Origin of the sequence: Kitasatospora sp. NPDC087315 (genome assembly GCF_044744345.1) — a bacterium.
Lineage (GTDB): Bacteria > Actinomycetota > Actinomycetes > Streptomycetales > Streptomycetaceae > Kitasatospora.
Genome location: NZ_JBIUYD010000014.1, coordinates 1 through 21758, shown reverse-complemented (window position 1 = coordinate 21758; position 21758 = coordinate 1). Strand labels below are relative to the sequence as shown.

Genomic DNA, 21758 nt, shown 5'->3' with positions numbered 1-21758 from the left:
GGTGCCCGACCCCGGCCGTCAGGCGGTGGGCGGCCGGGGCGGCAGGGGCAGCTCGAACCAGACCACCTTGCCGACCGCCTTGCGGGCGGTGCCCCAGCTTTCGGCGAGCTTGGTGACCAGGGTGAGGCCGCGGCCGGTCTCGCCGAGCTGCTCGGCGGGCTCCAGCGACGGCAGGTTGTGGTTGTCGTCGCTCACCTCGACCAGCAGCTTGTCCACCCGGATCAGCTGGAGCTGGACGCGGTCCCGGGCGACCCGGACGGCGTTCGTCACCAGTTCGCTGACCAGCAGCTCGGTGGTGTCCGAGAGCGCCTCCAGGTGCCAGGCGGCCAGCCGGGCACGGACCAGTGCCCGGGCCCGGCCGACCTCGCGGTGGTCCACGGTGAGGTCCCAGGTGGCGACCTCGGTCGGGGCGACCCCGTCGAAGCGGGCCACGAGAAGGGCGACGTCGTCCTTGCGGTCGTCCGAGTGCAGGCGCTTCAGCACCACGTCGCAGGCCTGCTCGGGGCTCTGCCGCGGGTCGATCAGGTTGCCGCAGAGCGCCGCCAGGCCCGCTCCTATGTCACCGCCCCTGACCTCGACCAGGCCGTCGGTGCAGAGCACCAGCATCGAGCCGTCGCTGACGTCGATGGTCTTGGCGACGAACGGCACTCCGCCGACGCCGATCGGCGCGCCGGCCGGGATCTCCAGCAGCTCGCCGCTGCCGTCCGGGTGCACCAGTACCGGCGGGACGTGGCCGGCGCTGGCCAGCTCACAGGTCCGGTTGATCGGGTCGTAGACCGCGTACAGGCAGGTGGCGAGGTGGTCGTCGCCGAGCTTGTGGGCCAGGTTGTCGAGATGGCGCAGCAGCTGGCCGGGCGGGAGGTCGAGGGCGGCGAGGGTCTGCATCGCGGTGCGGAAGCGGCCCATCGCGGCGGCCGAGTGCAGACCGTGGCCCATCACGTCGCCGACCACCAGGGCGACCCGGCTGCCGGGCAGCTGGATCGCGTCGAACCAGTCACCGCCGACCTCGGCCTTGGGATCGCCCGGCAGGTAGCGGTGGGCGATCTGCACGCCGGGGATCTTCGGCGGGCGGGTCGGGATCATCGAGCGCTGCAGGGTGGTGGCGACCTTGGACTCGGCGCGGTGCAGCCGGGCGTTGTCCAGCGAGAGCGCGGCGCGGACGGCCAGTTCCTTGAGGGTGGCGGCGTCGCTCTCGTCGAAGGGGGCGCGGTCGGGCAGCCGGAGCAGCTTGAGGATGCCGAGCACGGTGCCCCGGGCGGAGAGCGGCACCACCAGCATCGAGCGGCCGGAGACCACCGAGGCCAGCCGGACGCCGCCGAGCGCGGCGGCGTAGTCGACCGCGACGTCCCGGGTGATCACCGGCACCAGGACGGGCTGGTTCAGCTGGAGGGCCATGCCGGGCGGGGTGTGGCGGGGCATCCGGACCAGCGCGCCCTCGGCGAGGACGTGGTCCCACTCGCCGGCGGACTCGTTGCGGACCAGGGCGACCCGGCGGAGCATGGTGTCGTCGTCCGGGCGGGCCTCGGGCAGCTCGGAGTCGGAGATCAGGCCGTCCACCAGGTCCACGCAGGCGAAGTCGGCGACCCGGGGGACGAGCACCTGGCAGAGCTCGTGCGCGGTGAAGCCGAGGTCCAGGGTCGTGCCGACCTTGCCGCCGACCTCGTTGAGCAGGGCCAGCTGCTCGCCGGCCTGCCCGTTGGTGAGGAACGGGCTCAGCCGGCCGGGCGGGGGCGTGCCGCCGCCGACGGGGACGGCGGGTGCGGGCAGGACGGGGTCGGGCCGCCGGGCCTGGTGGCCGTTGGCGGCGGACTCGACGGCGGCCTGCTCGGCGATGACCTGCTCGGCGGTGATCTGTTCGACGCTGGTCTGCTCGATGGCGGGGCCTCCTCTGCCGGGGGCCGGGACGGGCGTACCGCCGGCCGGTGGACCGCTCGCGGCACCGGCGGGCCGGGCGGCGGTCTCGCGCTGGCCGGGCAGCGGGCCCGCCGGGCGGCGCCCGGCGGCGGACGGCTCGGGCTGGGCCGGGTGGCCGAGCCGGGCGGCGCGCTGCTGGGCGGTGGGGTAGCGGCGGCCGATCCCGGCGGCCGCGTGCGCGGTGCCGGACGGTGGATCGGCCGGCAGCACGGGGAGCACGGTGGCCGCGTCCAGCCGCAGGGCGGGCAGCCCGGCCAGGGCCAGCGCGTCGAGCAGCGCCGCCCGGGGGCCGGAGGCGGCCGCGCCGGGCAGCAGCCGGGCGAGCGGCTCGGGTACCGGGCGCCCGGGCGGGGCCAGAGCGGCGGAGAGCCGGTGGAAGCCGCCCCGGGCGGCGGGGGTGGGGGCGAAGGGCAGCAGGCGTTCGCCGAGGGCCAGCCGGGGGCCGGCCGAGCGCAGCGGCTGGGCGTCGGCGGCCAGGGCCAGCAGGGCGGCGGCCGGGCCGCGCAGCGGGTAGGCCCACCAGAGCACGTCGCGCAGGTGTTCCTCGCGGTCGATCACGGGCATCCGCCCGGCCCAGGGGTGGCCGCCGGCGGTCAGCTCGGCCAGGGTGTCCAGCGCGTCGCGGCGGCGGCGGACGGCGGGGGAGGCGGCCGGACCGGGGACGCTGCGCGGCTCGGCGGCGGGCAGCAGGCCGGTGGCGGGGCGGCCGTGGGTGACCTCGGCCCGGTGGCCGAACAGCTCCTCGGCGCCCCTGCTCCACTGGGCGATCCGGCCCTCCCGGTCGACCAGGACGAGGGCGAGCCGGACCAGGGCGGCCACGCCTGACGGCTGGTCACCCGGTGCGGCTCCGGCGTTCGGCGCTGCCTCGGCGCCCGTCGTGAGCGGTGTGGAGTTGGGCTCGTCCACCATGGATTCGGTCTGCTCCCGCCTGGCCGTGACGCCTGGCGTCGGCCGTCTTTCTGGAGGAGGCACGCTGTGCGGATACCAGCGAAGCACGGACAGGGCTGGGCTCGATAGCGAAACGGGGAGATTCATCAGTATCGGTTGCGTGTCGCATGGTGCGCGCCGGTACGCGCTCCCCGGGCACCCGGCCGATGCGTCGCGCGCGGGGGTAGGCTGGCAGGCCGGGCCGCCTCGCGGCGCGGGTACGCAGGACCAGACGGCCGGACGAGACAGAGGCGAGAAGTGACCGCGCAGAGCCCCGCCCGCTGGACGGACCCGGAGCAGCAGGAACTGGAGGAGCGGGTCGCCGCCGCCGAACTCGCCTGGCTCAGCATGGACGTCGACATGCAGACGCTGCGGGTCGAGATCGACAACTTCGCACTGATCCACCATCAGCTCCTCGGCCCGCTCTACGCCCGGCTGGACGAGCTGGACGCGCTGGTCGCCGAGGCGGTGGCCGCCCGTACCGGACAGCCCGAGGACCTGCGACGGGCCGCCGAGGCCCGTCAGCGGGTGGACGAACTGCCGGACCTGGACGCGCTGTTCGACAGCGTCCAGGAGCAGGAGGCGGCCCCGCCGCCGGCCGCGCCGGCCAAGGTCAGGCCCGGCCGCGACGCCCAGCGGATCTACCGCGAGCTGGTCCGCCGCGCGCACCCGGACCTGACCACCGACCCGGCCGAGCAGCAGCGCCGGGCCGCCTTCCTGGTACGGGTCAACGAGGCCTACGCGTACGGCGACACCGCCGTGCTGGAGGGGCTCGCCGCCGAGTGGTCCACCGCTCCCGAGGCCGCGCCCGCCCTGGACTCCCCCGACCGGCTCGGCTGGCTGCGCCGCCGGCTGGAGTGGCTCAACGCCAAGATCGCCGAGACGGCCACCGAGCAGGTCCGGCTGGAGCACACCGCGATGGGCCAGCTGCTCGCGCTGGCCCCGCAGGACCCGGACCGGCTGCTGGAGGAGCTCGCCGAGCAACTGCTCGCCAAGGCCGCCGCCCAGCAGGCCGAACTGGAACGGCTGCTCGGCGGCCGGGACCCCGCCACCGGGGCCGCCCCGCAGGGCGGTGGCGTGCCGCCGGTGGGCGACAATGGCACGGACCGGACCGACCCCCAGGAGAACCAGACGATGTTCGCGCAGATCCCCACCACCGACGCCGCCTCCGTGCCCGCCGACGCCGCCCTGCTGGACGTCCGCGAGCAGGACGAGTGGGACGCGGGCCACGTGGACGGCGCGCTGCACATCCCGATGGGCCAGGTGATCGCCCGGCTCGGCGAGCTGCCGGACGGGAAGCTGTACGTGCTCTGCCGGGTCGGCGGCCGCTCCGCGCAGGTCGTGCAGTACCTGGTGCAGCAGGGCCGGGACGCGGTCAACGTGGACGGCGGCATGTACGCCTGGGAGGGTGCGGGCCGTCCGATGGTCGGCAGCGACGGCCGGGACGCCTTCGTCCTCTAGGCCGCGCCCGGCAGACGCGGCGCGGAAGCGCCCGCGGCCCGTGCGGGACCCGCTCCGCCGGGCCGGCCGATAGGGCAGGATGGGCGCGCGACCGAGCCGGAACGGGACCGGCGGCGCACGTCCACGGGGGGGAGCCCATGGCGGACAGCACGGACCCGCAGCCCGTTCGCCGGGTCTGGTCGGTGCCCGCCCGCGCCGTCCTCGGCCTGGGCGCCGTGGTGCTGCTCACGGGTACCGGACTCTTCCTCGGGGCGGTGTTCCTGCACGTCGCGCCCGCCAACTCGCTCTCCCGGGAGTACCGGGACGAGGTGGACGGCGTGGTGTACCCGGAGTTCGAGCAGAACTGGAAGCTCTTCGCGCCCAACCCGCTCCAGCAGAACGTCAGCCTGGACGCCCGGGTGCGCACCGTCGTGGCCGACGGCGCCACCCGCACCCACGACTGGACCGGGCTGACCGCCCGGGACATCGACGCGATCCGCCACAACCCGGCCCCCAGCCACGCCGACCAGAACCTGCTGCGCCGGGCCTGGGACTTCTACGAGGGTTCGCACAGCTCCCAGGACGACTCGCTGACCAACCCGCGGGGCAAGCTCGCCGAGCAGTACCTCAAGCGGATCGCGCTGCAGCGGATCGGCCGGACCGTCGACGGCGAGCGGATCCTGGCGATCGAGTTCAGGGTGACGACGGCCACCGTGCCGCCGCCCGGCTGGAGCGGGGAGAGCCCGCCGCCCGCGCCGAAGGTCCGGGAGCTGCCGTGGTGGCCGGTGAACGACGAGGACTACCGGGGGCTCGGGTGAACGAGGTGTCGCCGGAGCGGGGGCAGGCGCAGACACAGGACCAGCGGCTGCTCTACGGGATCCCGCGCCAGCCCGGGCCGGAGCCCGGTCGGGAGCGGGCCCCCGCACCCGCGCTCCCCGGCGTCGGGGAGGCGGTCGCCCGGGCCTGGGCGGCGTTCACCGGGCGGGTGCTCGGCCCCTACCAAGCGGCGGTGGTGCGGATCGGCTTCAGTCTGGTCTGGCTGGCGTACCTGCTGCGGGAGTGGCCCAACCGGCGGCTGCTGTACGGCGACCTGTCGCCCTGGTCGCTGGACCTGGCCGGGCGGCTGATCGCCGACAACGGTGCGATGACGGTGCTGCCCTGGTTCGGCGGGCGGCTCTGGTTCGAGCTGGTGTACCACCTGGCGGTGCTGGCCGCCGTCGCGGTGCTGGTCGGCTGGCGGACCAGGGCGAGCACCGTGCTCTTCATGGTCACCGTGCTGTCGCTGCAGAACCGCAACGTGTTCCTCGGCGACGGCGGTGACAACGTCGTCCATCTGATGGCGGTCTACCTGGTCTTCACCCGCTGCGCCGAGGTCTGGTCGCTGGACGCCCGGCGGCCGGCGCCCGGCCGGACGGGGGTGCTGCTCTGGGCGGTGCTCGGCGCGGTGCTGCTGGTCTGCTGCCTCGGGGACTTCTCCGGCACGAGCCTGACCTGGACGGACGCCACCTTCCCGTACCTGGGCTGGACACCGGTGTTCTGGGGCCTCTGGGCGGTGGCCGGGATCTGGTGGCTGCTCGGACGGCTGCGGCCGGACGGCGAGGCGCGGGCCGTGCTGGACGCGCTGGCGACCATGGTGCACAACTGCGCGATGCTGGTGATCGCCGCCGAGGTGGTGCTGATCTACGCCACGGCCGGCTGGTACAAGGTGCAGGGCTCGCGCTGGCAGGACGGCACCGCGCTCTACTACCCGCTGCACCTGGACTACTTCACGCCCTGGCCGTGGCTCTCCACACTGGTCGGCTCGGCGCTGCTGCCGGTCTTCCTGATCTCGTACGGGACGGTGATCACGCAGGTGGCGTTCCCGTTCACGCTGGTCAGCCGACGGGTCAAGAACACGCTGCTGGCGGTGATGATGGCCGAGCACCTGGGGATCGCGGTGCTGCTCGGGCTGCCGGTGTTCTCGCTGGCGATGATCGCGGCGGACGCGGTCTTCCTGCCGACGACGGCGCTGCGCTGGACCGGGAACCGGCTCGGGGCTCTGCGCATCCCCGCCCGGAGGGCGCCACTCCCCTAAGCTGACCGTTATGTCCTGGTTCGCCGCCCTGCGAGACACCGCGCGGACCGGACTGACCCTGGACCGGGCGCTCACCGACCCCAAACGGGCGGTACGCGGGGCCGTCGCCGTCGCGCTGGTGCTCTTCCCGACCCTGGCGCTGGGCGGGCCGCAGCTCGCCACCTCGGCCGCGATGGGCGCCTTCATCGCCGGGACGGCCACCTTCCAGCGCAGCTTCCGCCCCCGGCCCACGCTCGCCGTCGCGGCCGGGATCGGGCTCGGCACCAGCACCTTCCTCGGCTACCTGGCCGCCGGCGTCCCCGGCCTCTTCCCGGCGCTGCTCGCCGTCTGGGCCTTCGGGGCGGGCCTGGCCTGGTCGATCGGGCCGACCGCCGGGGTGGTCGCCGCCAACACCCTCTCGGTGATGCTGATCGTGGTCCAGCTCCCGGTCAGCGCGCCGGCCGCGCTCGGCCACGGGCTCGTCTGCGCGCTCGGCGGTGCCGCCCAGGCGATCGTCATCACGCTCTGGCCGATCGGCAGCTGGACCGCCCAGCGCGCGGCGCTCGCCGACACCTACGCCGAACTCGCCGACTACGCCCGCCGGCTGCGCCATGACCCGACCGCGAACGTCGACCCGGCACCGTTCATGACGGCCCGCCGCGCCGCCGCGCTGACGCCCTGGCAGGAACGCCACCGGCCGGCCGAGCTGCGCGGCCTGCGCGGCATCGCCGAACGCATCCGGCCCACCCTGGCCGCGATCGCCGACCCCAAGGTCGGCGCCCCCGAGGAGGGGCCGGAACGCGACCGGGCCCGGGCCGTGCTGGCCGCCGCCGCCGAGACGATGGACGCCCTCGCCCGGGCCGTCCGCACCGGCGATCCACTGCGACTGCCCCGCTCGGCGCCCGCGCTCACCCTGGCCACCCCGGTCGAGGGCCCGCAACTGCAGGGCGCCGCCCGGCGGGCCGCCCGCCGGCTGGCCGGGCTGCTGCGCAAGGCCGCCGACGCCCTGGAGCGCGGCGACGAGGACACCATCAGCACCCCCGTGGTCGGGGCCGGCGGGGCGCTGCACAAGCCGCCGCTCTCCCGGATGCTGCCGGTCGCCGCCCGGGCGGTGCGCCGTCAGCTCCAGCCGCGCTCGGCGGTCTTCCAGCACGCCGTACGGCTCACCGGGGTGGTCACCGCCGCCTATCTGCTCGCCCGGCTGGCCGGCTTCGGGCACGGCTACTGGGCGCCGATGACCGCCGCCATGGTGATGCGGCCGGACTTCGCGCAGACCTACAGCCGGGGCGTGGCCCGGCTGGCCGGGACGATGGCCGGGGTCGCGGTCTCCACACTGGTGGTGCAGTTCGCCCACCCCGGGCCATGGGCGCTGGCCGCGCTGGCGGTGGTCTGCATCGGCGGCGCGTACCTCACGCTGCGCACCGGCTACGCGCTGATGACGGCCTGCGTCTCCTCGTACGTGGTCTTCCTGCTCGGCCTCCAGGCCGGGAACCCGCTGACCACCGCCGTCGAACGGGTCGGGCTCACCCTGCTCGGCGGCTCGGTCGCGCTGTTCACCTACGCGCTCTTCCCCACCTGGCAGACCGCCCGGCTCGGCGAGCGGCTGGCCGAGTGGCTGGCCGCCGCCGGGCGGTACACGGCGGCCGTCCTCGCCGCCTACGAGAACCCGGGCGCGCCGCGCGGACGGGAGGTCCGCTCGGCGCTGCTGGACTCCAGGGAGGCCCGCTCCGAGCTGCTCCAGGCGATGCAGCGGGCCGACGCCGAGCCGGGGCGGCACGCCTCCGGGCTGCCCGGGGTGAGCCGCCGCCAGCTCGACCGGGCCCGGGCCGCGGTCGGCCACCTCGGGCGGGTCGCCGTCCTGCTGGAGGCCCATCTGCCCGCCGCCGACGCCGACCCGGTGCCCGGCACCGCCGCGTTCGCCGAGGAGCTGCGGCTGGCCACCGCGCTGGCGGCGGCCGCGCTGCTCACCGGCCGGCCGGTGGACTTCGGCGCGGTGCGCGGGGCGCAGGCGGCACTGGAGGAACGGCTGGCGGACGCGCCGCCCAGCGTGCAGCGGGACGTCGTCCGGGCCAGCACCCGGCTGCTGCTCCAGGCGCTGAAGGACCTGGAACGCGCGCTGCGCGGGGGCGGCACGGCCACCGCACAGCGCGCGCGGGAGGACGCGCGGTAGGACGAAGCCTCAGGAGGCCGCCGCCGCTTCCAGCCAGTTGGCGAACTCGCAGGCGAAGTGCCACTGGTGGCCCACCGCGACGCTCTCCGGGGCGGCCTCCGGGAACTCGATGGTGAGCCGGATCCGCAGGCCGTCCGGGGAGTCGGCGAACTCGTGCATGACGCGCAGCACCTCGGAGCCGTCGGCCAGGGTGCCGGTGCCGCCGATCCGTACGGGGTAGTCCTGGTGGCCCGGGCCGGCGATCGGGACGCCGTCGTGGAAGCGGAGGAAGAAGCGGAGCGGTCCGGCGCCGATGGTCTCGATGATCTCCACCCGCTCGCCGGTGGAGTCGGCCAGGTAGTGCTCGGGGTTGGCGGCGAGCAGCGCGGCCCGGTCGGGGGCGTGCAGCCGGCCCTGCCACCAGGTGAGGAAGCGCCGGGCGTCGATGCCGGTGGCGGTCAGCTCGGTGACGGCGGTGCGCCACCGGCCGTCGGAGGCGTGCAGCCAGCCGGCCATCGCGGTGTCGGCGGACGCCAGGTCGGGGGCGAGGAGTTCACGGGTCCGGTCGTCGCCGAGCCGCTGCTTGAGCAGCCGCAGGGCGGCGCGGGCCCGGTCCAGCTCCCAGGCGAGGACGGCGTCCCGGGTGTGCCGGGTGCCGTCGATGTCGGTGCGGAGGGTGAGGGGGGTGGTGGTCGTGCCGGTGGCCGTGGTCGTCATGGCGTCGCTCCTCGATGGCTGCCCGACTATGCGGAGAGTTTTTCTCCGGTTCCCTGACGGTAGCATAGGGGGAGAGATTTTCTCCGCTTAGGGAGTGGTGATGAGGGCGGACGCGGAACGAAGCCGGCGCAGGATCCTGGACGCCGCCTGCGAGGTCTTCCTGGAACGCGGCCCGGACGCCCCGCTGGACGCGGTCGTCCGTCGGGCCGGGGTCGGACCCGGCACCCTCTACCGGCGCTTCCCCGACCGCGAGGCGCTGGTCCGGGCGCTGGTCACCGACCTGCTGGCCCGGCTCGCCGGGGCCGCCGAGGAGGCCCGGCGGGCGGAGCCCGACCCGTACCTCGCGCTGCGCCGCTTCGCGCACGCCGCCGCCGACCTGCGGATGGGCGCGGCGATCGTGGTCCTGCTGGAGCGGCTGGTGGTGGACGAGGAGCTGGTCGCCGTGCGCGGCGCGGCCGTCGAGGCGGTGGAGGGCCTGCTGCGGGCCGCCCAGGACGCCGGGCAGCTGCGTGCGGACGTCGGGATGGGCGACCTGGTGCTGCTCTGCGTCCGGGTCTCCCGCCCGCTGCCGGGCGGTCTGGCCGTGCTGGACGCCGACGGCACGCTGGTCCACCGGCACCTGGACCTCGCCCTGGCCGGGCTGTGCGCGGACGGCGCCGGTCCGCTCGGCGCGCCGCTCGGCTTCGACCAGGTGATCGCGGCCGCCGGACGGCCCGGTGAGCCCGGCGCGGCCGGGGTGGCAGAGTGAGCGCCATGAACGACGAGCTGGTGCGGGCCTGGCGGGCGGGCGCGCAGGCGCCGGAGACGGTGCTGCTGGACGGATTCCACGCGCTGAAGCACGCGTTGCGCTTCGGTGGGGACGTCCGGCAGGTGCTGACCGCCGACCGCGCCGGGCTGCTGGCGCTCGCGGCCGAGTTGGCCGGGGACGTGGTGCCCGCGCTGGACGCGCTGGCGGTGGAGCTGCCGGAGCCGGCGCTGCGGACGCTGGTGCCCCGGCCGCACCCGACCGGGGTGATCTCGCTGGCCACCCGGCCGACCGCCGGGGCCAACCTGGCGGCGCTCGCCCGGCACCCCCGGCAGGCGCCCGTCGTGCTGCTGGAGAACCCGCGCAACCTGGGCAACGTCGGCGCGGTGATCCGGCTGGCGGCCGGCTTCGGGGCCGCCGGCGTGGTGACCACCGGCGACCTGGACCCCTGGCACCCCACCGTCGTCCGGGGCAGCGCGGGCCTGCACTTCGCCACCGCCGTCGAGCGGCTGACGCTGCCTGAGCTGCCCGCCGGGCCGCTGTACGTGCTGGACCCGGAGGGCGATGACATCCGGGCGGTGACGTTCCCGGACGACGCGCTGCTGGCCTTCGGCACCGAGCGGCACGGGGTCTCGGAGGAGCTGAAGGCGCGGGCGGACCGGCTGGTCGCGGTGCCGATGCGGCCCGGGGTGTCCAGCTTCAACCTGGCGACCAGTGTGGCGATGGGGCTCTTCCACTGGATGTCCCGCCGGCCTGCCTGAGCACGACCGCCTGAGCGCGACCGCCCCCCGCCGCGCGGACGGGCGGCGGGGGGCGGTCCTGGGGTGGGGGCGAACGGGGTCGGCGATCAGTGATCAGTGATCAGTGATCGGTGGTCAGGAGAAGAGGCGGCGCCAGGTGTCCGGGCCCGGGTAGCCGTCGGCCTCGCTGCCGCGCCAGCCCTGGGCCTCCTGGAAGGCCTGGATGTTGCGCCGGTCGCTCTCCGTCCAGCGCGGGCCGGGCCCCTGGGTGTAGTAGCGGCCGAACCCCTTGCGCACCAGCTGCTCGCCGAGCTGCCGGACGTAGTCGTTGCTGGCGCCGGGGGTGAACTTGTCCCGGCCGGGGAAGGCGGTCGCCCCCGTCCCGGGGTTGACCGGCGGCGGTGGCGGGATCGGGGAACCGCCGTCGATGTCGCGGCCCTTCTGGTTGACCAGGTAGTCCCAGGTGTCCTTGCCCGGGATGCCGTCCGCCTCGCTGCCCCGCCAGCCCTGGGCGAGCTGGAACGCCTCGGTGGCCTTCCGGTCGGCCTCGCCCCAGCGCGGGCCGGGGCCCTCGCTGTAGAACTTCCCGCCGCCGCGCTGCACCAGCAGCTGCCCGAGCCTGGTGACGGACGCGTTGTTGGCGCCCGGGCCGAACGCGCCGGCGCCGGGGAAGGCGGTCGAGGAGGAGCCGTCGTTGCCGTTGCCGCCGGTGGCGAGCCCCTTGTAGCGGTAGGGGACGTACGAGGCGGAGTTGTTCCAGTACGCGTACGGGGTGTCCCGCTTGAGGGTGCTGGGGGAGGTCTGCTCGTAGGCCAGGTAACGGGTCCGGGAGGAGTCCGTCCAGCCGCCGAAGATGGTGACGTGCGAACCGGCCTGCGGGTTGGCCGGGTTGTTGTAGACGAGGATGTCGCCGGGCTGGAGGTCCGCCTTGGTGATCCGCTCGGCGACGTTGGGCAGGGTCCAGGTGGTCTGGCTGCTGCCCAGGCCCCAGGCCATCGAGACGAAGCCGGAGCAGTCCTGGCGGTAGCCGTCCGACCAGTAGCGGCTCATGCTGTACGGGACCTTCTGGTTGACCCAGCTCTGTGCCCGCTCGATGATCTGCGCCCGGGTGACCGGCTGCGTGGTGGCCCGCGGGGCGGCGAAGGCGCGGGCGCCGGGGGCCTGCCCGTACAGGCCGCTGACCTCGCCCTGCGGGGTCTGCGGCGGCTGGGCGGTGCTGCTGCCGCCCGGGGTGGGGGTGGGGGCCGGTGCGGCGGCCGCGCCGGTGGCTCCGGCCGCGCCGCCGCCGAGGGCGGTGCCGACCGCGGCCATCAGTACGGCGGCGCGACGACGGACGCTGCGGGCCGCGGCGTGCCCGCCCTCGTGCACCGGGGCGGCGTGCCGCCGGGCGCGACGGCGGGCGCTGCAGCCCCCGCATATGCAGTCCTCGTCGGGTTCGACGTCGTCGAACTCCAGCAACGGGGTCAGTTGGTCGGTACGGGTCATTCTCCGCCTCTTTCCTGGTCAGGCCCTGACGGCGTGACAGGACTGACCTTCCCAGGCTGATACCGCGTGTTATCGGGACTAAAGTCCCAAAGCGGACGAGTGTTCGGCGAGGTGGGTTGAGCCGGGCGGGTGACGGCCGTTCGGCGGGGCGGCTCTGGCGCGGGTGGACGGGAGGTGTTAGGGCGTGTCGGGGCCGGGCGCCCGGAGGGGAGGCCGGGGTCGTGACCCGCCCTCAGAGGGCCCAGAGGACCCAGCCGAGCAGCAGGAGGTTGGCGGTGCCCTGGGCGACGGCGCCGGCCAGGGCCGAACCCGTCCAGGCCCGGCAGATGCCGAGGGCGAGGCCCATGGTGAAGACCGACGGCAGCACCCCGCAGATCACCCGGGTGTCGAACGGGTGGAGGCCGTAGTCGCCGAGGTGCACCAGGGCCCAGGCGGCCGAGGTGGCGGCGATCGCCGCGGCCGGACCGCGGGCGTGCTCCACCGCGTGGTAGAGCACACCCCGGTAGCAGACCTCCTCGACCAGCGGGACCAGGACGCCCATGCAGACCACCATGGCGACGCCCGCGACCACCGGCGCGCCCGGTGCCATCTGCCGGAACAGCCCGGGCACCAGGGCCGTCCAGTTGCCGTCGCCCCGGCCGAAGGCGGCCCGGGTGGCGAACACCGTGTCGGCGTAGGCGAGGACCACCAGGCCGGTCCCGGCCGCGGCGGGCCGGAACCGGAACCGGCGCAGGCCCGCCGCCACCCGGTCCGCGCGGTCGAGGACGGCCGGCACCAGGGCGCTCAGGCCCACCGAGAGCACCATCAGCGGGAGCGCGAACGCCCCGGCGATCCGCGCCCCGGCCAGCACCGCGAACAGCAGGGCGGCGGAGGCCGGCGGCGCGGCGCGGTGGTGGGCGCGCAGGCGGTGGACGGTGCGGGCCCGCCCGGTGACGGCGGGCACGGGGGAGCCGGACGCCGTCACCGGACGGTCCGCGGTCATCGCGGGCTCACCTCCGCACGGGCCCGGCGCAGGGTCGGCAGCCACCAGTTGAAGCGGCGGAACAGCAGCAGGGTGGCCGGGACGAAGAGCATCCGGATCAGCGTGGCGTCCAGCAGGACGGCGAGGCCGAGCCCGGCACCGTACTCCTGGAGCATCACCGTGGAGGAGAGCGCCATGGTGCCGAGGCTGCCGGCCATCACCAGGCCGGCCGCGTTGATCACCCGGCCGGTGTCGACCACCGCGCCGATGGTGGCGCTCTCCTGGTCCGCACCGCCGCGGACCAGGTCGCGGACGCGGGTGACCAGGAAGATCTCGTAGTCCATCCCGAGACCCATCATCAGCACGGTGAGGAAGATCGGCAGGTCGTCGATGATCGCCTTGTCGAGCCAGAAGTGGAAGATCAGCACGGTGATGCCGATCGCCCAGACGTTGCTCATCATGATCGTGAGGATCAGCCGGACCGGGATCAGCAGCGACCGCAGGGCGATCACCAGCATCACGAAGACGCCGACCGAGACCAGCCCGATCATCTGCCAGAAACTGGAGTCGAGCGCGTTGCCGTACTGGCGGTCGACCTGGGTGGCGCCGCCGACCTCCAGTGTTCCGACGTCCTTCGCCGCGGCGGTGACGTCCTGGACGCGGTCCACGGCCCGCGCCGCGGCCCCGGAGTACGGCGGGTCGGCGAGCTCGACCACGATCCGCAGGGCGCCGTCGTCGGCCAGGTAGTCCCGCCGCAGCTCCGCGCCCAGGGCGTCGACCTGGTCGGCGGCCAGCGGGGTGCCGAACGGCCTGGTCACCGCGGAGACCCTGGCCACGCCGGGGACGGCGGCGAGCCTGTCGGTGAGCGCCGTGACGGCGGTGCGGCCGGTGTCGGTGAGCCGGTGCTCCGCCGGGTCGACCACCCCCGGGGCCGGCCGGGCCACCACCAGTGTGGGCAGCACGGTCGCGTCGCCCCACGTCCGGGCGACCAGTTCGAAGCCGGTCCGGGAGTCGGTGGCCGGGCTGAGTGCCACCGGGTCGGCGGTCGACCGGTGCTGGGCGGTGGCCACCGCGAACGGCACCGTGACGGCGGCGAAGACCAGCACGATCGCCACCTTGCGGCGGCGGGCCAGGTCGGCGGCCCTGGCCAGGTGCCGGCCGAGGGCGCTGCCGTGCTCCAGGTCGCTCAGCGGCCGTAGGCCCAGCGCGAAGAAGCGGTCGCCGAGCAGCGTCAGCAGCGCCGGGGTCAGGGTGAGCGCGGCCAGCAGCACGATCGGGATGCCGATCAGCCCGCCGTAGCCGAGCGGCGGGATCCAGTCCACCGGCGAGAGCAGGGTGGCGCCGAAGGCGAGGACCACCGCGGCGGCGGCGAGCAGCATCGACTCGCCCGCGTGCGCGGTGGCGTGCACCGCGGCCTCCTTGGGCGGCCGCCCGGCCAGCCGCTCCTGCCGGTAGCGCGAGGAGAGCAGCATGCTGTAGTCGACGCCCGCGCCCAGCATCACGAAGTTCATGATGGTGATGGTGAACTGAGTGAGCGTCACCTGATGGCCGAGGGCGAACAGCGCGGCCTGGCTGACGGTCGTCGCCAGCCCGATCGCGGCGACCGTCAGGACGGCGGGCACCACGGCGCGGAAGAACAGCAGCAGCACCACGAAGATGATCGCGTAGGCGACCGTCTCCATCAGCGCGTTGTCGTCCTCCGCCTTCTTGTAGGTGTCCTTGATCAGGGCGAGTTCGCCGGTGACATGGGCGTTGACGTCCGGGCCCGCGCCGGCGGTGCGCAGCGCGTCGGCGACGGCGGCGCGCAGCCAGTCCACATCGGGGTCGTGGCCGGCCTGCTTGGCGAAGCTGACCGAGACCAGCGCCGCGGTGCCGTCCTTGGCGAGGAGGCGGTCGACGGCGTCGGCGGGCACCGGCACCGGAAAGGCGTGCCAGTCGGCGGTGGCCGCGAAGCCGGCCGCGAGACCGGGCAGCGCGGAGTCGTCGGCGGTCACCGCCTGGCGGGCCGGCCCGGCCAGGGCGGCCGGTACCTGACCCACCGACACCAGGGCGTCCACCGCCTGACGGCGGGCCTCGGGGGAGGTGTCGGCACGGGCGGCGGCGAGCTGCTGGTCCACCTGGGTGCGCAGCTGCCGCAGGTACGCGGTGGTGGAGTCCCGGTACAGGGTGTACGCCGAGCTGGACTGGCGCACCTCGCCGGTGCGCACCTTCTCGGCGATCCGGCCGTCCAGTCCGGCCAGCAGGGCGCGGAGTTGGGCGCCGCGGACGTCCGGGGCCCCGATCGCGACGATCGACTCGCGCTGCGAGCGGTCCGGGAAGGACCGCTCGACCAGTTGGTCGGCGCGGGCGCTGCTGGTGCCGGGCACCACCTTGGAGGCGCCCTGTTTGGTCAGGACGTCGTTCAGCTGCGAGGCGAACGGGAAGCAGACCGCGATGAGTACGGCCCAGGCGATGAGCACGGTCTTCGGGCGGGCGGTGAGCACCCGGGCGAGACGCAGCAGACGGTTGCGCATCGCGCCCGGGGTGGTCTCCGGTGCGGCGGGTGTGACGGTCGCGGTCATGCGGTGCCGACTCCCTCGCGGTGTCGCCCGCCCGGGCCGGTGCCGGTGGTGGCGGCGGCCGGGCTGCTGCCGGTGACCACCACGAAGGTGTGCCGAAGCTCCAACGAGCCGTGCCTGGCGACGTGTTCGGCCAGTCCGGCCCGGATGAGGTCCAGCGCGTGCTGCTCGCGGTGGTGGTCGACGGCGTCCTTGAAACCGGCCGCGGCGCCGGAGCGCTGCACCCACTCCAGGGCCGCCTCGGGGGTGTCGGCGGGCAGCACCTGGTGGCCGTCGCGCCGCACGTCGACGGTGAGTCCGGCCTTGGCGAACCAGCGGGCGACGGTGGCGGCGTCCTTGGGCAGGTTGACCCGGACCAGGCCGGTGAGCAGGGACGGGTCGGCGGCGAACACCTTCTCCAGCTGGTCGATCAGGGTCTTGAGCGCGTCGCCGCGGGTCTCGATCACCACCACCCGGCCGCCGGGCCGCAGCACCCGCCTGATCTGTTCCAGCAGCTTCACCGGCTTGCTGTAGCAGATCGCCCAGCCGACCACGACGAGGTCCGCGCCGGAGGTCGGCCGGTTCCGCAGGAACTCCTCCATGTCCCCCTCCTCCAGGGAGACTTCGAGGCCGGGCGAGCGCAGCGCCGCGGGCAGCACCTTGGCCCGGGCGACCGAGAGCATGCCCGGGGACTTGTCCACCGCGTGCACCGAGCCGCGCCCCTCCAGCCGGCGGACGATCTCGTGGGTCAGATGGCCGGTGCCGCAGGCGAGTTCGATGATGTCGTCGCCCGGGCGGATGGTCACGTGGTCGAGTGCGGCGATCGAGTGCACGCCCATCACCGGGCTGAAGTAGGTGTCGTAGCTGGGACTCGCGGCATCGTAGTCGGGGGTCGGGTCCGCGTGGGTGCGGCTCAGGGTCAGACGCAGGGCACGGGCGGCGAGTCCGAGGCGACTCATGGCTGGCTCCTTGGTGGATGGTCGGGTTCGGTCTCCGCGGCCGGTGCCGCGGCGGCGACGAGCAGCAGGCCGGCCACGCCGGCCAGGGTGCCGAGGACGGCCGCGGACGCCGAGGGGGCCGCCGCTGCCGCGGCGGTTCCGGCGACCAGGGCGGCGGCCGTCCCGGCGAGGGCGGGTGCCCGGGGAGCGGTGGTGCGGTGCGGGCCGAGCGCCGTCGCGGCGGTGAGTGCCGCGACGGTGGTGACCACGGCGGCGAGGACGGTGCTGCCCGCGGTGACTGAGGCCGGGAGAGCGCCGCCGAGCAGCAGCAGCCCGGCGGCGGAGGGCCGGTGGGGCGGCCCTCCGAGGAGACCGGTGGCGGAGCGGCCGCGCAGCAGGACGGCCGCCAGGGCGAGCGCGGCCCCGGCCGCCGCGGCCGCGCACCACGGCCAGTCGGGCGGGCGGCCGCCGGCCGGGGACAGCCCCGCGCCGAGGACGGCGCCCGCCGACCCGGCGGCCAGCACCGCGACCGTCGCGGGGCCGGGGGCGGGTTTCACGGCCGGCCGGCGGCCGACTGGGCGAGTTCGGCCAGACCGGCCAACTCGTCGGTGGCGTCGGGCTCGTCGTCGCGCAGGAACATGGCGGACTCGGCGCTCAGCGCGTCCAGCACCTTGTCCAGGTGTTCGGTGGTGTGGGTGGCCATCAGGCTCAGCCGCAGCCGGGGCGAGGCGGCGGGCGGCACCACCGGGTTGGTGTAGACGCCGTTGTCGATCAGCCGCCGCCACAGCAGCAGGGTCTCGATGATGCCTCTGGTCCGTAGCGGGATCACCGGGGTGCTGCTCTCACCCGGGCTGATGCCGAGCGCGGCCAGACCGGCCCGGATGTAGTCGGCGTTCTGCTGGGCGCGTTCGGCCCGCCAGGGTTCGTCGCGCAGGATGCGCAGCGCGGTCAGCGCGGCCGCCGCGCTGGCCGGGGTGGCGGAGGCGCTGAAGATCAGGCTGCGGGCGTGGTGCTTGAGGTAGTGGATGACGTCCTCGTCGCCGAGGACGGCGCCGCCGAGCGAGGCCAGCGACTTGCTGAAGGTCACCGTGATCAGGTCGACCTGGTCGGTGAGGCCGAAGTACGAGCAGGTGCCCCGGCCCTGGTCGAGCACGCCGAGGCCGTGCGCGTCGTCGACGATCAGGCGGGCGCCGCGGCGCCGGCAGACCTCGACGATCTCGGGCAGGGCGCAGAGGTCGCCCTCCATGGAGTAGACGCCGTCGACCACGACCAGCTTTCCGGCCGACTCGGGGACGGCCGCCAGGGCACGGTCCAGGGAGCGGGCGTCGTTGTGCCGGAAGCGGCGGTGCTTGGCGCCGCTGAGCACGCAGCCGTCGACGATGGAGGCGTGCGCGTCGCGGTCGGCGAACACCACGTCGCCCCGGCCGGCCAGGGCGCTGATCGTGCCGAGGTTGGCCTGGTAGCCGGTGGAGAGGACGGCGGCGGCCGGCTTGCCGTAGAACTCGGCCAGCTCGCCCTCCAGTTGATCGTGCAGTGCGAGGTTCCCGTTGAGGAAGCGGGATCCGGTGCAGGAGGGGCCGTACCGGTCGAGCGCGTCGACGGCGGCCTTCCGGACCCGGGGGTCCGCGGTCAGGCCGAGGTAGTTGTTGGAGCCGCACATCACCAGCTCGCGGTCACCCAGGGTGACCGTGGTGCCCTCGTGGCCGGTGAGCGGAAGGAAGTAGGGGTAGATGCCGGCGGCCATGGCGTCGCGGGCCGCGGTGTAGCCGGATACCTTGGAGAAAATGTCCACCAGATTCCCTCAAATTCAATGATCGGTGAATTCGGCGCATCGGGCCGCGCGATTTTGTTCGCGCATTGCACGAAATGGCCGCCCGCTTGACCGTGAACGGACCGACCGGGCGGGGTGGGTCGTGCGGGACGTCGGCCGGGGGTGCGGCAGCGCGCCGTTGCGCGGCTCGCCCGGCCGGGGACGAAGGCGCGGCCGGATCTGGTCGATGGGCCGGCATGGCGGTTGACGCGGCGTGAACGCCAAGCTCTGGTGCGTTCTTGACGGCGTGTCAGTGAGTGCGCGGGGCCGGTTCCGGCCTGCGCGGACATCGTCCGATCCTCATGTCCTGCATGATCCCCCGTGGATGTCGAACAGCGTTCCCCCTGGCGCGGTAGGAATTACCCGGCGCCGCTTCTTCGATCATCGTGCATATGCATCCTGAGGTGGCCGGCCCGCTGGCTCGCAATATCCCGTCGGTTTGGCCGAGGAAACGTAAGCATGTCCCATTCCGGACTGTCAACACCCTTGCCGGGAGGTGGTGTTGCTTTTCCGGCCGGGTTGTGGGGCTCTGCTAGGCTGAGGCCGACCGTCTGGACGGTCTGTAACGCGGAGAGAGGTACGACCGGTGCGTGATCAACTGCTCGACGCCGTCGAGCGGCTGCTGGTGCGGGGAGGCGTCGACGCGGTGCGCCTGGACGCGGTGGCCGTCGAGGCCGGCGTCAGCAAGGGCGGGCTGCTCCATCACTTCCCCAGCAAGCGGGCCCTCGTCCGAGGGGTGGTCGAGCGGCTGGCCGACCGGTTCGAGGCCGTTCTGCCGGGGCCCGGCGCGGCTCCCGGCGCGTACGCGCTCGCCTGGCTGGACGCGACCATCCCCGCGGAGTCCCCGGCCGGGGACACCAGCGGTGCCGACCAGGTGCCGGTGGCCCTGCTGGCGGCGGCCGGCGGCCCCGAGGTGCTCGACCTTCTGCGCGCCCGGTACGAGCGCTGGCAGCGGCGGCTCACCGAGGACGGGCTGGACCCGGCGGTGGCCACGCTCGTCCGGATGGCGGTCGACGGCTGGTGGTCGGCCCGCCTGCTCGACCTCAGCCCACCGCACGACGGCCTGCACCGGCAGTTGCGCGCTCTGCTGGTCGAACTCATCAATGACAGAACCTAGTTGACCTGAATCGACGACGGGGGACTGGACATGACCGCCTATCTGCTGGTCGGCGCGGCCATCGTGGCCGAGGTGACCGCGACACTGGCCCTGCGGGCCTCGCACGGACTGACCAAGGTGCTGCCCAGTGTGGTCGTGGGGATCGGCTATGTGATCGCCTTCGTCCTGCTCGCCCAGGCGCTCAAGTCGCTGAACGTGGGCCCGGTCTACGCCGTCTGGTCGGGGCTCGGCACGGTCGGGGCGCTGGTCGGCGGGGTGGTGGCGTTCGGCGAGCCGGTCAAACCGGCCTCGGTGGCCGGGGCCGCGCTGGTCGTCGCGGGGGTCGCCGTGCTGTACCTCGGCGGAGGGATGAGCCACGAGTGACCGGATGACCGAGGAGACAGCATGAGCGACCTGCCCGTCCGCAGCCGGGTCCTGCGGTTCACCAAGGCGTCGATGATGGTCACCGACGTCGGCTTCCTGGTGTACTGGGCGGCCACGCTGCTGGCGCTGATCCCGGCCGAGTACGCGTACAAGGACTACGACAATCCGGTGCTCAGCGACTGGAACTACTCGTTCGTCCTGCTGGACGTGCTGGCCAGCGTCACCGGGCTGACCGCGCTGCGGCTCGGCCGGCGCGGCCTCGCGGGGCGTGCGCAGCCGCTGATGCTGGTCTCGCTCGCGCTGACCAGCACGGCGGGGCTCCAGGCGGTGGCGTTCTGGGCGTTGCGGGGGGACTACTCGCTCGCGTGGTGGCTGCCGAACCTGTTCCTGCTGCTGTTCCCGGTGCCCGGGATGGTGCACCTCGTGCGGCGGACGGCTGCGGCCGGGCGGTAGCGGCGGGGCCCGGCCGCGACGGGGCGGTGGCGGCCGGGGCGGTGGTGGTGGCAGTGGTGGCGCGGTGCCGACGGCGGGGCTACTCCCACTCCCAGCGGATGCCGATGTGGCCGGGCTGCTGGTCCGGGGCGAGGACATGGGCGCTGGCCGAGGCGCCGATCCAGAGCTGCTCGCGGTGGCGGTCGACGTCCTCGCCCGGGGCGCGGTCGTAGCGCTCGCAGTGGACCGGGACCGCCGCCGGGTCGAAGTGGACCTGGAGGACGTACTCGCGCACCGGGGCCGCGAAGCGGCGGCTGTACTCCATGGTCGGCCCGCCGGGCGGGATCTCCACCTCGTACTCGAACACCGTGCTGTCGCCGAGCCCGAGCGGGCGGTCCAGCATCAGCTCGCCGACCACCAGGCCGGCCTCCGGGCGGCGGCGGACCCGGCCGAGCCGGCCGTGCCGGACCGAGGTGATCTCGGGGCAGCCGGTGGCACCCTCGTCCGCCTTGTGCACGACGAGACAGCGGGCCACCCCACCGACGGTGGCGCGGACCACCTGGCGCAGCCGCAGCAGGTTGGCGCGCCGCTCGGCGTCGACGTAGTACGCGTCGTGGATGCTCAGCCGCTCCAACTCGCCGACCGGCGGGGCGTCGAGCTCGGCGAAGACGTCCGCGATCTGCTGCTCGCCCGGCCAGACGTCCTCCAGTCGCAGCTGGCAGATGGTGGCCGCGGCGGCCCAGCGGCCGCGTGGCCGGGGCGGGCCGAGCAGCGCGGAGAGGGTGCTGTGCGGCAGACCGAGCAGCTCCTCCAGCAGATGGACGGCGCGCAGTGAGCTGGCCCGTTCGGGCTGGCTGCGGCCGCGCCGCCAGTAACTCAGCGTGGTGACACTGACCCTGACACCGCGTTGGGCCAGCGCCGCCCTGATCCGGTCCAGACTGAGGCCGCTGGCCTCGATCGCCAGATGCAGGGTGTCGGCGAAGCCCCCGGCGGGGGCGGGCCGACCGCTGCCGCCCGGGCCGGGCGGTGCCGCCGCGGGCGTGGACGGGTCGGGACGCCGTCCGGCCGGTTTGAGTCGTGCCGCGTCCCCGGGGTGCTGTGAGCCCATACGGTTACCTTCCCCACCAAGCGAGTTCGGCGGGAGCGCTCCGGCGCCGGAGCGCGCCGTCAGCGGCTTCACCGAGCTGTGGGGAACCCTATGCACGGTCGAGAGGCTACGTCATCAGCCGGACGTATGACAGTGGTCACGGCAGGTGGACCGCAGGGTTATCGATCTTGAAACGGTGCGGAAACACATCGGCGGGGGGGGGCGGGGGGGCCCCCCCCCCCCGGGGGGGGGGGGGGGTGGGGGGGGGGGGGGGGGGGCGGCGGCGGCGCTCAACAAACAGGGGGTGTGCGTGGCGTACTCGGTGGCCGGGGAAGGGTTGGTG

The 21758-nt window shown here is 74.7% G+C and carries 18 protein-coding genes; 9 read left to right on the top strand and 9 right to left on the bottom strand.

The annotated features are described in order from the left end of the window. Positions 1 to 18 precede the first annotated feature (18 nt). The gene (locus tag ACIO5D_RS20870; RefSeq protein WP_400796921.1) at positions 19 to 2823 is read right to left on the bottom strand and encodes a SpoIIE family protein phosphatase; all 2805 of its coding nucleotides are present in this window, start codon (positions 2821 to 2823) and stop codon (positions 19 to 21) included. Positions 2824 to 3099: 276 nt separating this feature from the next. Here ACIO5D_RS20870 and ACIO5D_RS20865 point away from each other — a divergent pair, with 276 nt between their 5' ends. From ACIO5D_RS20865 to ACIO5D_RS20850, 4 genes are all read left to right on the top strand, one after another. Continuing rightward, entirely contained in the window at positions 3100 to 4302 is a 1203-nt protein-coding gene (locus tag ACIO5D_RS20865) for a rhodanese-like domain-containing protein (RefSeq protein ID WP_363613713.1), read from the top strand. A 137-nt stretch (positions 4303 to 4439) separates the two neighbouring features. Further along, entirely contained in the window at positions 4440 to 5099 is a 660-nt protein-coding gene (locus tag ACIO5D_RS20860; protein ID WP_363613715.1) for a DUF5819 family protein, read from the top strand. Further along, complete coding sequence (locus ACIO5D_RS20855; protein WP_400796918.1) at positions 5096 to 6355, top strand: HTTM domain-containing protein; 1260 nt, start codon at positions 5096 to 5098, stop codon at positions 6353 to 6355. Before ACIO5D_RS20860 ends, ACIO5D_RS20855 begins: the two co-directional genes overlap by 4 nt. A 10-nt stretch (positions 6356 to 6365) precedes the next feature. Beyond that, positions 6366 to 8504, top strand: coding sequence for an FUSC family protein (locus ACIO5D_RS20850; protein WP_400796915.1), 2139 nt, complete (start codon positions 6366 to 6368; stop codon positions 8502 to 8504). 9 nt (positions 8505 to 8513) lie between these two features. Here ACIO5D_RS20850 and ACIO5D_RS20845 read toward each other — a convergent pair whose 3' ends face one another. Further along, complete coding sequence (locus tag ACIO5D_RS20845; RefSeq protein WP_363613719.1) at positions 8514 to 9200, bottom strand: hypothetical protein; 687 nt, start codon at positions 9198 to 9200, stop codon at positions 8514 to 8516. 100 nt (positions 9201 to 9300) lie between these two features. On the opposite strand from ACIO5D_RS20845, the gene ACIO5D_RS20840 reads away from it, so the two are divergent. Together ACIO5D_RS20840 and ACIO5D_RS20835 are read left to right on the top strand one after the other, a co-directional pair. After that, a complete protein-coding gene (locus tag ACIO5D_RS20840; protein ID WP_363613721.1) occupies positions 9301 to 9948 on the top strand; it encodes a helix-turn-helix domain-containing protein in 648 nt (215 codons plus the stop codon). Positions 9949 to 9953: 5 nt separating this feature from the next. Then, entirely contained in the window at positions 9954 to 10706 is a 753-nt protein-coding gene (locus ACIO5D_RS20835; RefSeq protein WP_363613723.1) for a TrmH family RNA methyltransferase, read from the top strand. Positions 10707 to 10820: 114 nt separating this feature from the next. Here the strand turns inward: ACIO5D_RS20835 and ACIO5D_RS20830 are convergent, their stop codons facing one another. The 6 genes from ACIO5D_RS20830 to ACIO5D_RS20805 form a co-directional block, all read right to left on the bottom strand. Continuing rightward, a complete protein-coding gene (locus ACIO5D_RS20830; protein WP_400796911.1) occupies positions 10821 to 12170 on the bottom strand; it encodes a peptidoglycan-binding protein in 1350 nt (449 codons plus the stop codon). A gap of 232 nt (positions 12171 to 12402) precedes the next feature. Beyond that, on the bottom strand, positions 12403 to 13152 hold the full coding sequence (locus ACIO5D_RS20825) for a CPBP family intramembrane glutamic endopeptidase (protein WP_363613727.1): 750 nt from the start codon (positions 13150 to 13152) through the stop codon (positions 12403 to 12405). Beyond that, positions 13149 to 15692 carry an MMPL family transporter gene (locus ACIO5D_RS20820; protein WP_400796908.1) on the bottom strand — a complete coding sequence of 848 codons (2544 nt, stop codon included), beginning with the start codon at positions 15690 to 15692 and terminating at the stop codon, positions 13149 to 13151. Before ACIO5D_RS20820 ends, ACIO5D_RS20825 begins: the two co-directional genes overlap by 4 nt. Next, entirely contained in the window at positions 15689 to 16627 is a 939-nt protein-coding gene (locus ACIO5D_RS20815; protein WP_400761008.1) for a class I SAM-dependent methyltransferase, read from the bottom strand. The genes ACIO5D_RS20820 and ACIO5D_RS20815 overlap by 4 nt, the downstream gene beginning before the upstream one ends. Beyond that, complete coding sequence (locus tag ACIO5D_RS20810) at positions 16624 to 17163, bottom strand: hypothetical protein (RefSeq protein WP_400654129.1); 540 nt, start codon at positions 17161 to 17163, stop codon at positions 16624 to 16626. The genes ACIO5D_RS20815 and ACIO5D_RS20810 overlap by 4 nt, the downstream gene beginning before the upstream one ends. Beyond that, complete coding sequence (locus ACIO5D_RS20805) at positions 17160 to 18398, bottom strand: aminotransferase class I/II-fold pyridoxal phosphate-dependent enzyme (RefSeq protein WP_363613735.1); 1239 nt, start codon at positions 18396 to 18398, stop codon at positions 17160 to 17162. The genes ACIO5D_RS20810 and ACIO5D_RS20805 overlap by 4 nt, the downstream gene beginning before the upstream one ends. A gap of 604 nt (positions 18399 to 19002) precedes the next feature. Between ACIO5D_RS20805 and ACIO5D_RS20800 the strand changes: the two genes are divergently transcribed. The 3 genes from ACIO5D_RS20800 to ACIO5D_RS20790 are packed head-to-tail and all read left to right on the top strand — an operon-like array spanning position 19003 to position 20349. After that, a complete protein-coding gene (locus ACIO5D_RS20800) occupies positions 19003 to 19533 on the top strand; it encodes a TetR/AcrR family transcriptional regulator (protein ID WP_363613737.1) in 531 nt (176 codons plus the stop codon). A 30-nt stretch (positions 19534 to 19563) separates the two neighbouring features. Next, positions 19564 to 19896, top strand: a complete 333-nt coding sequence (locus tag ACIO5D_RS20795; protein WP_363613739.1) for a multidrug efflux SMR transporter — start codon at positions 19564 to 19566, stop codon at positions 19894 to 19896. A gap of 21 nt (positions 19897 to 19917) precedes the next feature. Further along, positions 19918 to 20349 (top strand): DUF5360 family protein, encoded by a 432-nt coding sequence (locus tag ACIO5D_RS20790; RefSeq protein WP_363613741.1) that lies wholly within the window; start codon positions 19918 to 19920, stop codon positions 20347 to 20349. A gap of 79 nt (positions 20350 to 20428) precedes the next feature. On the opposite strand, the gene ACIO5D_RS20785 is transcribed toward ACIO5D_RS20790, so the two are convergent. Beyond that, positions 20429 to 21436 (bottom strand): hypothetical protein, encoded by a 1008-nt coding sequence (locus ACIO5D_RS20785; RefSeq protein WP_363613743.1) that lies wholly within the window; start codon positions 21434 to 21436, stop codon positions 20429 to 20431. Between the last annotated feature and the right edge of the window lie 322 nt (positions 21437 to 21758).

Bases quoted from the DNA above. Each gene is read 5' to 3' on its own strand.
- ACIO5D_RS20870 (WP_400796921.1), bottom strand. From the start codon at position 2,823: ATGGTGGACGAGCCCAACTCCACACCGCTCACGACGGGCGCCGAGGCA.
- ACIO5D_RS20860 (WP_363613715.1), top strand. From the start codon at position 4,440: ATGGCGGACAGCACGGACCCGCAGCCCGTTCGCCGGGTCTGGTCGGTG.
- ACIO5D_RS20850 (WP_400796915.1), top strand. From the start codon at position 6,366: ATGTCCTGGTTCGCCGCCCTGCGAGACACCGCGCGGACCGGACTGACC.
- ACIO5D_RS20845 (WP_363613719.1), bottom strand. From the start codon at position 9,200: ATGACGACCACGGCCACCGGCACGACCACCACCCCCCTCACCCTCCGC.
- ACIO5D_RS20840 (WP_363613721.1), top strand. From the start codon at position 9,301: ATGAGGGCGGACGCGGAACGAAGCCGGCGCAGGATCCTGGACGCCGCC.
- ACIO5D_RS20835 (WP_363613723.1), top strand. From the start codon at position 9,954: ATGAACGACGAGCTGGTGCGGGCCTGGCGGGCGGGCGCGCAGGCGCCG.
- ACIO5D_RS20830 (WP_400796911.1), bottom strand. From the start codon at position 12,170: ATGACCCGTACCGACCAACTGACCCCGTTGCTGGAGTTCGACGACGTC.
- ACIO5D_RS20825 (WP_363613727.1), bottom strand. From the start codon at position 13,152: ATGACCGCGGACCGTCCGGTGACGGCGTCCGGCTCCCCCGTGCCCGCC.
- ACIO5D_RS20820 (WP_400796908.1), bottom strand. From the start codon at position 15,692: ATGACCGCGACCGTCACACCCGCCGCACCGGAGACCACCCCGGGCGCG.
- ACIO5D_RS20815 (WP_400761008.1), bottom strand. From the start codon at position 16,627: ATGAGTCGCCTCGGACTCGCCGCCCGTGCCCTGCGTCTGACCCTGAGC.
- ACIO5D_RS20795 (WP_363613739.1), top strand. From the start codon at position 19,564: ATGACCGCCTATCTGCTGGTCGGCGCGGCCATCGTGGCCGAGGTGACC.
- ACIO5D_RS20790 (WP_363613741.1), top strand. From the start codon at position 19,918: ATGAGCGACCTGCCCGTCCGCAGCCGGGTCCTGCGGTTCACCAAGGCG.
- ACIO5D_RS20785 (WP_363613743.1), bottom strand. From the start codon at position 21,436: ATGGGCTCACAGCACCCCGGGGACGCGGCACGACTCAAACCGGCCGGA.